Genomic DNA, 14421 nt, shown 5'->3' with positions numbered 1-14421 from the left:
TCCATGGACATTGCGCTGAGTATTGCCTCCCTGCTGGGCTTCATTGCGCTGACGGCGGGGACTGGGTTTTTCGTGGCCATCGAATTCGCCCTCACCGGGATGGAACGCTCCGTGATTGACAACCACGTGGAAGCACACAACGATGCCAAAGCCCGCGCGGTGCGGGCCGCCCACAACAACCTTTCCTTCGAGTTGTCGGGGGCGCAATTGGGCATCACCATCACCACCCTGGCCACGGGGTTTTTGGCAGAACCAATCCTGGCAAAGTATTTCACGCCGTTATTGGAGCTACTCGGCCTCGGCGGCACTGCTCCGGCGGTAGCGCTGGTGTTGGCGTTGACGCTAGCCACGCTGCTGTCCATGGTGTACGGCGAACTCGTGCCTAAAAACATGGCGATCACGGATCCGCTGCGCACCGCACGGTTCACGGTCATCCCCGTGCGCATGTTCAACCGACTGTTCGGGTGGTTTATTCGCGCCCTCAACGCCACCGCCAACGCGCTGGTGCGCAAGCTTGGCCTCGAACCCGCCGACGAGCTTGCCTCCGCGCGTTCCGCCCAGGAGTTGGGCGCGCTGGTGCGCAATTCCGCGGAGCATGGGGCGCTTTCCCACGCGCAAGCGGCGTTGCTGGATCGTTCGTTGAAGTTTGGTGAATCCACGGCGGAGGACTTTATGACGCCGCGTTCCACCATCGAATACCTGTCCGTTGACGATACCGTGGCGGACCTCTTGAACCTGGCCCAGCAGACGGGCCGTTCGCGGTTCCCCATCGTCGATGGGGACCTCGACGACACCGTCGGCGTGGTACACGTCAAGGCCGCATTTAACATTCCGCGCGAGCAACGCTCCCACGTGCTGTTGCGCTCCCTGGCACGCCCTGTGCCGGTGGTTCCCTCAAGTTTGGATGGCGACGCCGTGCTCAACGCCGTGCGCTCCGCCGGCACCCAGATCGTGTTAGTGGCAGACGAGTATGGCGGCACCGCCGGGTTGGTGACCATCGAAGACGTGGTGGAAGAAATCTTGGGCGAAGTCTATGACGAATATGACGATGCGGAGGCGGAACGTGACTTCCTGCGCATCGGCGCAAGTTGGGAGGTGTCGGGGCTCGTCCGCGTTGACGAACTACCTGCCCGCATCGGCTACACCGCACCGGACGGACCGTACGAAACCGTCGGCGGGTTAGTCATGGCGACAATGGGCCACATCCCAGATGCCGGAGAGATTATCCTGCTTCCGGAGACTGAGCGCGACGCCTACGACGAGTTCGAATCCGGGATTTCGGGCCGCTGGGGCGCACGCGTGGCCATTATGGACGGCCGCCGCATCGACCGCGTGATCCTTACCCCGATGAGCGAGGAGGAGGCGAAACAATTCCAATGAGTGATTGGTATGCCGTGATCCTCACCGTGGTCCTATTGGCCGTGAACGCCTTCTTCGTCGGGGCGGAATTTTCGTTGATCTCCTCGCGGCGCGACCGGCTGGACGCGCTCATTGCGCAAGGCAAGCCGCGCGCCCGGAAAGTCCTCTACGCCTCCGAACACTTGTCCATGATGTTGGCGGGCGCCCAATTCGGCATTACGATCGCCTCGCTACTGCTGGGCAAAGTCGGCGAACCCGCCATCGCCCATTTGATCGAGGGTCCGTTTCACGCGTTAGGATTGCCGGACGCACTGCTGCACCCGATTTCCTTCGCCATCGCCCTTGGCATTGTCACGTTCCTGCACATCCTGCTCGGCGAGATGGTGCCAAAGAACATCGCCCTCGCCGGGCCGGAATCCGTGGCCATGCTGCTGGTACCCGCGCACATGGTGTTTGTAACACTCACCCGCCCGCTGATCGTGGCCATGAACTGGATGGCCCGCGTCACGCTACGCATGTTCGGCATCGAGCAAAAGGACGAACTTGACGCGGCCGTGAACCCGGAACAGCTCGCCACAATGATTACGGAATCCCGTTCGGAAGGGCTGCTCGACGCGGAGGAACACGCGCGCCTAAACAAGGCGCTGCGCTCCGACCACAGGTCTATTCGAGAAGTGCTGATTCCGAACGACGCCGTACGCATGCTCCGCTTTGACAACGGCGTGCCACTGTATTGCGTCGAGGAGGCCGTGCAAGAGACCGGATTCTCGCGCTTCCCCGTGACCGCGGGCGGCGACACCTACATTGGTTACATCCACGTCAAAGACATTCTCGAACGAATGGTTACCGAGGATCCGCACGTGAAACTTCCCCGTTCTGCGCTGCGACCCCTCACCACAGTTGACGGCAATTGCACCCTTGATGAGGCGCTGCGCCTCCTCCACCGGCGAAACGCGCACATGGCACAGGTGCGGCAACGCGGCGAAGTGATCGGCATCGTCACCCTCGAAGACCTTATCGAAGAATATGTTGGCACGGTGCGAGATTGGACCCACGAAGATGCTTAGCGTCGCCGAATGGCAGGCGCGTCTCGACGCCCACCGCTCCCGCGCGGAAGCGTTGACTGCGGCGCACCTGGCGCGGCGTCGACAAGCGCAACAGCACCCCATATTCGACTTTCTGTTTGAGTACTACCCTGTCTCCCCTGGCAAGTTGGCGCGGTGGCATCCGGGGCGCGGCGAAACGCTGGCCGGCGACCCTCCGCACGCTCACTGGCGAGACTACGCGCGTACCGCAGACGGCGTCGGTGTGGATCTTGCGGCAGTGTGGGCGCGCCGCGGCGAATCGATCAGCTACATCAAACACTTGTTAGAGCGCACGGCGACGAACCCCGCCCACTTCGATTGCTTCGGGCTGCACGAATGGGCGATGGTGTACCGCACAGAGAAGCCCCGGCACAACCTCCCGCTACGGCTCGGCCGGGACGGCACAAACGACGTGGTGGAAACACACCGCATCCGATGCACCCACTACGACGCCTTTCGATTTTTCACCCCTGCCGCACGCCCGTTGAACTTTCGAGTCTTGCAGCGTGAAGATCAACCCGCAGCCGATCAAAGTGGGTGCCTACATGCGACGATGGACTTATACAAATGGGCTGCAAAATTGGGACCACTCGTGCCGGGGGAATTGTGGCTCGACACTTTTGAGCTTGCAAGAGATGTTCGAATTCTGGATATGGAAGCGTCCCCATATGATTGCAGGGAATATGGGTTTCATATTGTGGCAATCGAGACACCGGAAGGCAAAGCCGAATATGTGGCGCGACAACGAGAACTCGCCGAGCGTGCAGCACCTTTGCGGCAATCGCTCATTGACTTGTGCACAAAGCCTACAATGTAAACCAATGCTTCATGTCAGTTAACGCTTAGGAAGAATACTCGTGGCTCGGCATTCAAACGGACTTAAAAACTACGCAATAGCCCCAAGCATTTTCGCCGCCGTTATCGTCCTTGCGCTAATACTCGTGGGGGGTGTGTGGTGGTGGATGAAGCGCGACCAAGCCAATCAACAACACAACGCCGGCGACGGCGTGTGCATTGAAGGTGACGTCAAACTCCCAATTTCCAGCGCCTCCACCGCAGCGCTCCAACAGCTCGTTACCGACTACGCCGCCAGCAAACCCGTAGTCAAAGACCACTGCGTGAAAATCGAACACGTTCAAGACATTAAAGACGCCGCACTGGTGTTCCTCTCAGGGGATGTGCAGGGCAGCCTCGAAGCAGCGAAACGATCCGCCGCGTCCGCCAACTGGCCAGTAGCCCAAGCCGATCCGCTCGGCATCGCCTACAAAGTGGGCTCCGCCAAACCCAGCGGCACCTGGGACACCCTCCGCGAGCAAGCCAGCATCGGCGCCCCCGCCAGCTTCGAAGGCAAACTCGCCGCCGCCTACCTTGGGAACCTCCACGGGCACCCCTACCAAGTAGTCACCTCCACCACCACACCGAAAGGCATGGAGTTCTACCAACCCGAAGACACCATCGCAGTACCCATTTACGCCGTGGCCCTCAACCCCGCGGGCGCGATCAGCGAGCAGCAAACCCGCGCCGCAGACGACTTTGCCAACTTTGTAAAATCTACTGACAAGACCACCACGAAACTCGCCAGCGAGGAGCTGCTCACCCAAGCGAAGCAAGCGAACGTGGAAGTGCAAGTCAACCTGCCCACGGGAACCGACACCCTCGTGCTGTTGGACACCTCCAGCACCATGCAAACCGCACTCGATGGCGGCACCTACTTTGAGGAAACCGTGCGGGTACTCGACCCCCTCCTGCACGCCGTGGGCCGCGACGGCGGCAACGTATCCCTGTGGAATTACTCCTCGCCGCTCACCCAGGGCATCAACCGAGCATGGCGCGCCAACGTGGAGTTCAGCAAAAACGACAACGGTAGCGCCAGCGTAGAAGCCATGCGGCGCTTTGGCACCGGTGGCACGCCCCGCACCCGGGAAGCCCTCGACGAAGCCATGAAAAAGGCGGGCGACCACGCCCGCGAAATCAACAACCCAGTACGGTTAGTGCTCGTGACCACCGGCACCCAAGACGCAGACCCCGCCACCCCGTACAGCGGCCTTGACAACGTGCTGCTGGAAATCGTGCACATTGGCAATCAGCCGGTAGACACCGGCATCAGCGAATGGGCCACCACCCACGGCGGCTCCGCCACCGTAGTAAACACCACCGCCGAACTGGAAGCCGCACTGGCAACCATCTTCGGCACAACAGCCTAAGAAATACGGCGATTCCGGCGCTCGGCGAGCTCATCCACGAGCTCGCTATCGGCGGTGATACGCTCCGACGGGAACGAAGAAATCGTCCCGCTGAGCTCCTTCATAATGCCGGGCACAGCGATACCGAATACGCCTTGACCGCCGGCGAGTAAATCAATCACTTCCTCATTGGAGCGGCATTGATACACCGTAGTCCCGTCGGAAACCAGTGTGATCTCCACTAAATCATCCACGCCAAGGTCGCGGAGTTTATCCACCGCGAGGCGAATATTCTGTAGGGAAATACCCGTATCCAACAAGCCTTTCACAATTTTCAGCACGAGAATATCGCGGAAGGAGTAGAGCCGCTGCGAACCCGAACCCTTAGCAGACCGGATGGAAGGCACCACCAATTTCGTGCGTGCCCAATAATCCAATTGGCGGTACGTAATTCCCGCCACTTGGCACGCCGTTGGGACGCGGTAACCCACCGCTTCGTCGGGCCCAAGGTCAAACAAAGACTCTTGAATGCCGCGGGGTTCGTCGCTCATATTTACTCCCTGTGACGTTGAATGATCCTGAAAGCAAGATTAAACGAACCGGAATAAATTGTCACTAGCGACACGCCAAAGGTTAAACCCGAACTTGAGAGTTAGTCCTTTTCAGAATCGTCGTCCTCAAAAAACAGGTCTTGTTCAAAAACCCCCATGCTTTCCATGAACTGCTCAAAATCCTCATCTTTCAACAATTCCGTATCATCAAAAGCAGTCGAAGGTTCAATATCCAGATAATCCTGAAGCTCGGAATCCGCTAAGAAAACCGCAGTTTGAGCAGCTACTTCCTCATCCACCAAGACGGGAAGATTCAACAACTTCGCCAAAATTAGCGCATCCGTCGGGCGCGCATCCAACTCCTGGCCATCATTGGTAACAATCGAGGCGATAAACACGCCTTCGAAATAACTCACAATGTTCACTTGAGCCGCACCGGGGGTAAGGCGGGTTAAACAATCCACCAGCACATCATGCGCACCGGGGCGTTTCGACTCATAGCCCGCGTCGCGGGCCTCCAAAAACTCAGCATCAATTGCGGAAATCCAAATCGGAATCACCCGATTCTTTTCCTTCCACAATAACAACGCACAATGAAAATTCTCGGGCCCAAGCGTGTGCACACCGTGATATTCAACTGGGATCAACGCCACGAGTCCTACCCCAACTCCTCGCGCAGCGCACTTTTCACCAACGAAGCATGCAACGACACCACCAGTGCGGTCATCTGCTGCGACAATTCCTCCGCCCGCTGCCGGGAATCCCGCCCCTGGGCGCGCGCAATCGGCGCGGCCACCTGCCCAATCAACCCGGCCTGCCGGCTCGCCGCCGCACGCAACGACTTCAAATGCCGCTCATCAAAACCGAATTCGGATAACGCCACCGCCGTCTGCACCACGCGAACATCATCCACAGTGAAATAGCCAGACACGTCCGGTTTGACCAACCCAACCTTCAGGAATTGCTGCACACGGTCAGTTTCCACGCCGGCCTGCGCCGCCACATCCTCGATGCTAAAGCGGCTTTCACTCGGCGCCCGGAAATTATCCGGGCTGATCATTGGCGTCGCCCGATTCGCGCGCATAATCGAGGTCACGGCGCCGGAATCCATGGCCTCCAACTGCTCCCGGATCACCTTCAACGGCAGATAATTGTCCCGCTGGGTGACCAAAATATACCGGAGGCGCTCGATGTCCTCCTCCGTAAACCGGCGATACCCTGACGAAGACCGCTGCGGAGCAATCAACCCCTCCGTCTCCAAAAAGCGAATCTTCGAATGGGTAACATCAGGGAACTCGGCACGCAACTGTTCCAACACCACGCCAATAGGCTTGGTTTTGACGGTTTTTACAGCCTGAACGGCCGCTGTCTTACGGAGCGCAGTCACGGTTCGAGTTACTCCTATCGTTGGGCGCGGGGTTATTGGGCTTTCGGCCCTGCAAGGAAGACCAGACGGAATTTACCAATCTGTACTTCGTCACCAGTGGAAAGGATTTCGGCATTCTTCGGCTCCCGGTTGACGTAGGTGCCGTTCAAGCTGCCCACATCCACCACCTCAAACTCGCCGTGGTTCATGCGAAACTCCGCATGGCGACGAGAGACGGTCACATCATCAAGAAAGATATCCGCCTCGGGGTGGCGTCCGGCCGTGGTCGTTGGCCGGTCCAACAGGAAACGAGAACCCGCGTTCGGACCGCGCTTGACCACCAAGAGTGCGGCACCAACCGGTAAATGATCGGCACCCACAGGAGCTGCCGGAGTTTGCCCAGTATTGGACTCCATCTCCTTCAGCAGGTCCGCACGAAAGACCGAAGTAGTCTCTACCTGCGGCTCAGGGATACCGTGATTCTCGCTCATTATTCAACCTCCGGGTCGACGTAGTCGCTGGATATAATTCCAATGCCTTTCATCATAGCGGTTGCATGGCCGCCACAATTGCCCAACGTTACCTGAACATCGCAGATAACGAACCAACCACCGATTTACCCCCACCCGCCAATGGGTTATCTCCCACCATATAGGTCCACGTGGCGGACGGCCGCACCAAACCCTCATCCGCCAGGTGGGCACCCGCGGCGTCGATACGCACAGTGTTGAACGTATCCACAGCTTCGTCAACGGCGCGCTGCGCAAGCTCCTTAAATTCCGCAACGGCGATCCTGTGGAACTCATCGATCGGGGTTTCCTTAGCAATCGCGCGCAAGTGGATCGACTCCCGCACGTCATCGAGCAGCGCCAAGTGATCGCTCCAGCCACGGTCAAGGTGATAGAGCATAATTTCGCGTGCTGCCTGCTCCAAAGCCGACTGCGGCACCCCCTTGAGCGACGCCGCCCGCTCCGGCGAACGCGCCGACAACTCCTCCCACGCACGGGGCGTGTCAAGCAGGTTTGCCCGCCGCTCGTCGATAATCACCCGCTGATCCGCCAACAATTTGTTGTACTTCCACGTTTGGGCGTGAATTTCCAATAGCTGCCCCTCGGTGACGCGCTGGCAGTGTTCCACAAAATCCTGCACCCGTTTCGCGTCGATGCGGCCGTCGCCCGCCGGGTGTGCAGTGACGGACTCCCCGGCGCCACCCACGGCAACCACATCATCCTCAAGTGAGACGAAAAACACGCTCGTTCCGGGGTCCCCCTGGCGGCCCGCACGACCCCGTAACTGGTTGTCCAAACGGGATGTTCGATGCCGCGCAGTGCCGATCACCGCCAAACCGCCAAGACTCACCACCGCATCACGATCCGCTTCATCCGCGCCACCCAATCGAATATCAGTACCACGGCCAGCCATTTGGGTGGACACCGTCACGCGGCCCAAATCCCCCGCCTCCGCAATGATCCGCGCCTCCTCCGCATCGTTTTTCGCATTCAGCACATTCACCTCAATGCCATGCTCCCGCAGGCGGCCCGCCAACGCCTCCGACTCCGCAACATCATGCGTGCCCACCAGCACTGGGCGCTGCACCGCATGCAACTGCCGAATCTCCGCCACAATCGCGGCATTCTTATCCTCCTGGGTGGCGTAGATGCGATCCGCCTCATCGAAACGCTGCAACGGCCGGTGGCGGTCAATTACCGACACCCGCAGATCATAAAACTGGCGCAACTGGTCCGTGGCCTCCACCGCGGTACCCGTCATGCCGCACACCATGGGGTATCGGCCCGCCAACGCCTGCAATGTCATCGTGTCCAGCACGCGGCCGCCCTCGGAAACAACGAGCCCTTCCTTCGCTTCCACGGCCGCCTGCAATCCGTCCGGCCAGCGTTGCAGATCGGCGACGCGACCCCGCGAGGCGTCGATAAGCGCCACCTTGCCGTCGCGGACAATGTAGTGCACGTCGCGCACCAAAAGCTCCTGGGCGTGCAACGCCAAGTTCACCTGCACCAGCGTCGAACCCACATGCTCATCGTTGTACAAGCTGGATATCCCCAGTGCGCGTTCCACCGCGGCGGCACCAGCATCCGTCAAAAACACGTTACGACGATCATCGTCCACCGTGTAGTGCAAACCCAACCGCAGCCGCTTCACCACGTTCACGATCTTGCCGGTCGGCGCGCGGCCCGGTTCATTGCCTGCCAGCACCAGCGGCACCAACGCCTCATCCACAAGCACGGAATCCGCCTCGTCCACCAGCGCCACATCGGCCCCATGCTGCACGGCCTGCGCCCGGGACGTAATCAACTGATCCCGCAGCACATCGAACCCAATTTCGCTCACCGGGGCGTACACCACGTCACAGCGATACGCCCGGCGGCGTTGCTCAGCGTCCAACTTTTCCGTCACGCTCCCCACCGACAACCCAAAAAACTCCACCAGCGGGCGCATCCACTCCGCGTCACGATCCGCCAAGTAATCATTCACGGTCATCACATGCACGCGCTTCCCGGTCAGCGCAAACCCCGTCGCCGCCATCGCGCCCACCAGCGTCTTACCCTCGCCGGTAGCCATATGCACCACGTCGCCTTCCAACAAGCGCAATACTGCCTGGTTCTGCACCTCGAAGGGCACCATGCCAATCGTGCGCTCCGCCGCCACGCTCAGGCACGCCAACAACACCGCCGGATCGCCGGCCGCCTGGCGAGCATGAGCCGCCAACGCCGCGTCATCCGCCCGGGAGAACTCGCCGCGCAACCCATCCGCGTGCTGCACTATCGCTTTGCTCCGCTTCTGGTTGCGGCCCTGCTGGCCGCCCATCGCCTTCCAGAACCAGTCAAATCCCGCCACGTGTGCGCCTTTCAAAAAAATGATGTTCAAGCCAACCCCAACCATAAACCAGGTCCGTGCCACCCGCGATAAGGTAAGCAGCGAACAAGAACACCCGCGGCGAAAGTGAGCAACAACAGTGCATTCCAAAACCGTCAAATTCCCCAGCAGCAACGGACTGATGCTGGCCGGAACCATTGATATGCCGGACACCCCACCACTCGCGTGGGCGTTGTTCTCCCACTGTTTTACCGGCAACCGGTTTACCCCCGCCGCTGCCCGCGTCTGCAAAGCCCTCGCCGCACACGGCATCGCCTGCCTGCGCTTTGACTTCCCCGGCCTCGGGCAATCCGAAGGCACCTTCCACGAAACCACCTTCAGCGAAAACGTCGCCGACCTCATCGCAGCCAGCCGCTGGCTCAGCGAGCATTACGACGCCCCGCAACTCCTCATCGGGCACTCCCTCGGCGGGGCCGCCGCACTGAAAGCAGCCCCCAGTATCCCCAGCCTCAAAGCGGTGGCAACCATCGGCGCCCCCTTCGACCCAGCGCACGCCGTCTTGCGCTTCGCAGAGCGCATCGGCGAAGTCGACGAAACTGGGGCGGTAGCCCTCACCCTCGCCGGGCGGGAAATCACCATTTCGCGCGAGTTTTTGGAAGACCTCGCCGACATGGATCCCGAAGCCTACATCGGTAAGCTACGGCGGCCGCTGCTGATCCTCCACTCCCCCATTGACCAAACCGTCGGCATCGACAACGCCCAAAAAATCTTCCTCGTGGCTCGATACCCCAAATCCCTCATCGCCCTCGACAAAGTGGACCACCTGTGCACCCGCGCCGGTTCCGCGCACTACGCCGCGCAACTCATCCGGGCCTGGGTGGAGCCCTTCCTCGAGCCACACGAAGACGCCATACCCGACATCCTGCCCGAAGGGGTGGCCGTGGCGCGCTCCATCCCCGCCGGCACCTACACCGACCGCGTCCACACCGGCGGCCACGCCTTCACCACCGACAGGGAAAAAGCCCTCGGCGGCAAAAACTTCGGCTATTCACCCACCTCCCTGATAGTTTCCGCACTTGCCGCAGCAACCTCGCAGGCCGTGCGGGAAGCCGCCCGAGAAGCTCAGATCCACGCCCTGGAAGATGTGGAAGTCAGTGTCTCCCAAGTTTTCACTACCCAAGACAAGCCGTTGCTGCGGCGCCGAATCAGCCTTTTGGGGGAACTCACCGAGGAACACCGCGCCGAGCTCCTCGCCGCTGGGCGCGGCACCGCAATCGAGCACATGCTAGCCGGAGTGGTCATCGAAGACACGGAATAGCGGAGGTCGAGCCTGAAACCGGAATTCTCCTACAGTGGTAGTAACCACGACAGCATTAGGGGAAGGACGACCTCCATGGCACTCACCCGCATCGGTATCGTGTTCAATCCGACCAAAACCACCCGCGGCGCGCTCGAAACGGCGCTGGCGCACGCCCAAGATATCGAAGTGTCTTGGTACGAAACCACCCCCGAGGACAACGGGCAACAAGCCACCTTACGAGCACTCGAGGATGGCGCCACCCTCATTTGCGCCGCAGGTGGCGATGGCACCATCCGCGCAGTCGTGGAATTCCTCGCCGACCACCAATCGTCCGCCGATCTAGGCATCATCCCATTCGGCACCGGCAATTTGCTGGCGCGCAACTTGGGCATACCGCTGAACAACCCCACGGCCGCCTTCCAACGCGCGCTCAGCGGCACCGCGCGACGCATCGATATCGGGTGGGCGGAGATCGAATCGACCAGCGGGTACCAGCGCCACGCCTTCGCAGTGATGGCAGGGTTCGGCATCGACGCGCACATGATCAACGAAACCAACGACGAGCTCAAGGAGACCGCCGGGTGGCTCGCCTACGTCGAATCCGTCGGGCGGGCCGTTTCCGCCAGCGAACTCGTCAACATCAAACTGCGGATGAGCCCAAGCAGCGGGCGGACCAAGAAACTGCGCGCCCACACCCTCATCATTGGTAACTGCGGCACCCTGCAAAGCGGCTTCCGATTGCTTCCCGACGCCGACCCAAGCGACGGTGAGCTCGACATCCTCGTGCTCCGCGCGCGCAATATTCGTGGGTGGTTGGACACGATCCGCAATGTCGTGTGGGATAACGGGATCAAACGCGTGTTTACCAGGCACGCGAGCGCGCACAGCAGCACCTCCATCACCCACCGCCGGGCCACCGGCTTCAGCATCCACCTTGACGAACCTCGTATTTTCGAAATCGACGGCGATGAGCTTGGCCAAACTACCCACATCAATGTCACCATTCAACCCGGCGCGATTAACGTCCGGTGACCTGCAGATTCGCCCAAGCGAACCACAATGTTGTAACCTATAGCAGTTGCCGCGGTGCACTACGCACCCAATGCAACAACGGACTGTGGCGCAGCTTGGTAGCGCACTTGACTGGGGGTCAAGGGGTCGCAGGTTCAAATCCTGTCAGTCCGACAAATGCCAGCCCCAGTACCGTCACGGTGCCGGGGCTGATGTAGTTTTAGCGCCGCTATTGCGCTTGGCTTGCGGCCAACGCCGCAAGTTTCGTTTCGTTCGGGTTCACCGCCAACAAGACGCCGATTGCGCGGGGCGGGTCGTGCACATCGGTGAGAGTTGATGGCAATGAGATTGGGGTACCGTAATCGAGCGATAAGGTCGCGGTGAGCCGCAACAACGTTTCGCTTTCCCCAATGTCTTCGCACTGGTTAAGGATGCGCTCCAGCGCCTCCAAAATTCGAAACCCACTCATGGCATTGAGTTGCGCGGCATCGGCCAGGGTCGCTGCGATACGCACGGGGTGAATCACACCAAGTGACCACAGCCGTGCGACTTGGTCCGCGAATTCGTGGCCATCGAACACGCCGGATTGTGCCAATGATGCGAGGGCACTGGCGGTGGCATCACGATATTGCTGATTCACTGCCCCACCGGTGAGCGCGAGCAGTGAATACTCCGGCGCCTCGAGCGGCCGATTCGCCGTGGCCACCGCGTGCAGGACGGGCGCCAAGCCGTACGCGTTGAAATGCTGACCGGCTATCAACGCCGCGGGGTGCCCAAGCGCAGCCAACGTGTCGAGGTTGTGTTGCAACAGCCACGCCGCCCATTGCATCACCAACTCATTGTCGTGGCTGGACAAGGCTTCCCTGCCACGATCCTGGTAGTCGTTGAACATACTGAGTGTGTCGAGGATGCGCTGATCCACGGACGCGGAAACCTTCACCGGCACGTCAAAGCGCCCGTGCCACACCAGGCCGGTGGAAATGCCGTCCAGCCGGTCGAAGTCGAATTTCTTTGGCCGGAATTCCATGAGCTCCCAATTTCGCCGCTGGTGTGAAAGCGATGACATTGGCCGATATTTGCGCCCCTCACTGCGCGCTTGCCACACTTGTTGAAAAAGCGCACCAAGGACGCCTACCGGCGCGTTTGTGTTGGTGTAGCTCCATTCGTAACTATCGTAATGAAAACGCCCGTAGGCTTGCTTCGCTTCGAATTCGTTGACCTCGGGGTCGTATGCGCTGAGCAGGCGCGCGAGTTGTATGCGCGGCGCGGTGAAGTTCTCAAAAAGCCGAAAGTTCTTGGACTTTGCCAACACATTGTCGGGGATTTCAAAATCAGGCTTTGTGCCCAAATAATCCAATACGCTTTGCAGCTCGGTACCAGTGGCAATTTGGCCGAAAATATGGGAGACGCATGTGGAAAATTGACGTTCCTCAATACTCGGCAATGGCGAAAGATGTTCGTACATTGTGGTGCCGAGGGTAACTTTAGGCTGCGGAATTTTCGGCGCCTGCCCGCCCGCATCATTCGTGCACGGGCCTTGCACGCGGTCTACATATTCCTGCACTTCCAGGCCGAAAAATTTTTCCGCCTTGTGTATAGCGGACCGAACCTTCTGCGTCCTCGTCGGCATCAATAGCGCCCATTCGCGCAATATGCCCACCTGCCGGCGGGAAGTCCATGCGTCGTTTCTCCCAAACACATCGTGCGAACCCGCCAATAATGCCTCGCTTGGGCAGGCGCTTAAATTCCGGCGCAGCATTGTTTGCGCCAATTGCACCACCCGCAAATTGGAATTGGACAAAAGTAAACAGTACTGTTTGACCCGCCCAGCCACCTCCTCAGCGTTTGGATCTAGCACCTCATGCAACGCGATATGCAGCAATGCTTCACTTGCCGAAACTTCCCGAAACAGTCCCCTTACCGTGGCGTCGAGAAGCTTTGTGCGCAAGCCGGAGTCCTTGGAGGCGAGCCGAGCCAACGACGTCACCCAAATATCCAACCTGTCGGGGATGCGGGTCACTTCATCCACAATGCCGGGGGTGCTCAGCGCCGCAATAAGCTCATGGTCAAGCAAACCGGGGTCCTCGCGCAGAAACTGCATCAGGCTCTCCACCGGTTGGTCAACGTAATATGTGCACCAATTTCCCCTGCTCACAAACGCGCGCAGATAGCTGCGGCTCGCGCATTGCACCTGGGTTTTCAACAGTGTCGCCCGCTGGAGGCGCCAACCGTCGAAATCACTGGGCAGCTTTTCGACGAACGCGCACACCCACGCCGGCGTGCGACCCACCGCACCCAACACAAGCCGTGAAACATCACCCTGGTGCGGGCCGTGCTGGACCAAACATTTTGCCGCCTGCTCCGGCGATGACGTTGCCAACAGCAAGTAACATGCGCGCGGAGTCGGCCCCTCATAGGCAAGGAGCGTCTCGGGGGACACCACGTCCGCCAACGCTTCCCGCTGCTCATCCGAGGCGCCGGCAAACGCCTGCCCAAGCTTTTCGAATACGCGGGGACCACCCATCATCAGCGCGTCGTCCAAAAGTGCGCGACGCCGATATAGTTCGTTACCCAACACATTCTCCTCTGGCAACTATCGTCACCATGACAAGTGCCATACCGGAATCAGGTTGCCAATGCATGGCACAACTCAACTGGCACCTAGTTTACGTAGCGGATTCGCCTTCGCCTGTTCTCACCGGACTATGTTTTACACAACAATGACAGCCAC

12 protein-coding genes and 1 tRNA gene are annotated in these 14421 nt (G+C 59.9%); 7 read left to right on the top strand and 6 right to left on the bottom strand.

Annotated elements, in window-relative coordinates:
• Nucleotides 1-3 precede the first annotated feature (3 nt).
• The 4 genes from Q4D83_RS08740 to Q4D83_RS08725 are packed head-to-tail and all read left to right on the top strand — an operon-like array spanning nucleotide 4 to nucleotide 4648.
• Entirely contained in the window at nucleotides 4-1380 is a 1377-nt protein-coding gene (locus Q4D83_RS08740; RefSeq protein ID WP_303174782.1) for a hemolysin family protein, read from the top strand.
• Nucleotides 1377-2426: a hemolysin family protein gene (locus tag Q4D83_RS08735; RefSeq protein WP_303174780.1), complete on the top strand. Its 1050-nt coding sequence runs from the start codon at nucleotides 1377-1379 to the stop codon at nucleotides 2424-2426. The genes Q4D83_RS08740 and Q4D83_RS08735 overlap by 4 nt, the downstream gene beginning before the upstream one ends.
• The gene (locus Q4D83_RS08730) at nucleotides 2419-3261 is read left to right on the top strand and encodes a 3-methyladenine DNA glycosylase (protein ID WP_303174778.1); all 843 of its coding nucleotides are present in this window, start codon (nucleotides 2419-2421) and stop codon (nucleotides 3259-3261) included. Before Q4D83_RS08735 ends, Q4D83_RS08730 begins: the two co-directional genes overlap by 8 nt.
• Nucleotides 3262-3301: 40 nt before the next feature.
• On the top strand, nucleotides 3302-4648 hold the full coding sequence (locus Q4D83_RS08725) for a hypothetical protein (protein WP_303174777.1): 1347 nt from the start codon (nucleotides 3302-3304) through the stop codon (nucleotides 4646-4648).
• On the opposite strand, the gene Q4D83_RS08720 is transcribed toward Q4D83_RS08725, so the two are convergent.
• The 5 genes from Q4D83_RS08720 to secA2 all read right to left on the bottom strand — a co-directional run bounded on the left by Q4D83_RS08720 (nucleotide 4645) and on the right by secA2 (nucleotide 9400).
• Nucleotides 4645-5178 (bottom strand): MerR family transcriptional regulator, encoded by a 534-nt coding sequence (locus Q4D83_RS08720; protein ID WP_303174776.1) that lies wholly within the window; start codon nucleotides 5176-5178, stop codon nucleotides 4645-4647. The two genes, Q4D83_RS08725 and Q4D83_RS08720, sit on opposite strands and share 4 nt — an antisense overlap.
• A 101-nt stretch (nucleotides 5179-5279) precedes the next feature.
• Nucleotides 5280-5801 carry a bifunctional nuclease family protein gene (locus Q4D83_RS08715; RefSeq protein WP_303175123.1) on the bottom strand — a complete coding sequence of 174 codons (522 nt, stop codon included), beginning with the start codon at nucleotides 5799-5801 and terminating at the stop codon, nucleotides 5280-5282.
• Between the two features lie 35 nt (nucleotides 5802-5836).
• A complete protein-coding gene (locus tag Q4D83_RS08710; RefSeq protein ID WP_303174774.1) occupies nucleotides 5837-6565 on the bottom strand; it encodes a MerR family transcriptional regulator in 729 nt (242 codons plus the stop codon).
• 32 nt (nucleotides 6566-6597) lie between these two features.
• Nucleotides 6598-7035 carry an oxoglutarate dehydrogenase inhibitor Odhl gene (odhI, locus tag Q4D83_RS08705; RefSeq protein WP_303174772.1) on the bottom strand — a complete coding sequence of 146 codons (438 nt, stop codon included), beginning with the start codon at nucleotides 7033-7035 and terminating at the stop codon, nucleotides 6598-6600.
• A gap of 88 nt (nucleotides 7036-7123) precedes the next feature.
• The gene (secA2, locus tag Q4D83_RS08700) at nucleotides 7124-9400 is read right to left on the bottom strand and encodes an accessory Sec system translocase SecA2 (RefSeq protein ID WP_303174771.1); all 2277 of its coding nucleotides are present in this window, start codon (nucleotides 9398-9400) and stop codon (nucleotides 7124-7126) included.
• 118 nt (nucleotides 9401-9518) lie between these two features.
• Here secA2 and Q4D83_RS08695 point away from each other — a divergent pair, with 118 nt between their 5' ends.
• The 3 genes from Q4D83_RS08695 (at nucleotide 9519) to Q4D83_RS08685 (ending at nucleotide 11864) form a co-directional block, all read left to right on the top strand.
• Complete coding sequence (locus Q4D83_RS08695) at nucleotides 9519-10697, top strand: alpha/beta fold hydrolase (RefSeq protein WP_303174770.1); 1179 nt, start codon at nucleotides 9519-9521, stop codon at nucleotides 10695-10697.
• 75 nt (nucleotides 10698-10772) lie between these two features.
• The gene (locus Q4D83_RS08690) at nucleotides 10773-11711 is read left to right on the top strand and encodes a diacylglycerol kinase family protein (RefSeq protein ID WP_303174768.1); all 939 of its coding nucleotides are present in this window, start codon (nucleotides 10773-10775) and stop codon (nucleotides 11709-11711) included.
• A gap of 79 nt (nucleotides 11712-11790) precedes the next feature.
• Nucleotides 11791-11864: transfer RNA gene (locus Q4D83_RS08685), tRNA-Pro, on the top strand.
• Nucleotides 11865-11919: 55 nt separating this feature from the next.
• Here Q4D83_RS08685 and Q4D83_RS08680 read toward each other — a convergent pair.
• A complete protein-coding gene (locus Q4D83_RS08680) occupies nucleotides 11920-14268 on the bottom strand; it encodes a hypothetical protein (protein ID WP_303174765.1) in 2349 nt (782 codons plus the stop codon).
• Nucleotides 14269-14421 lie beyond the last annotated feature (153 nt).

Source organism: Corynebacterium sp. (assembly GCF_030532715.1).
GTDB lineage: Bacteria > Actinomycetota > Actinomycetes > Mycobacteriales > Mycobacteriaceae > Corynebacterium.
The sequence above is the reverse complement of the archived record's forward strand: the minus strand, read 5'-3'. Positions and strand labels throughout refer to the sequence as shown.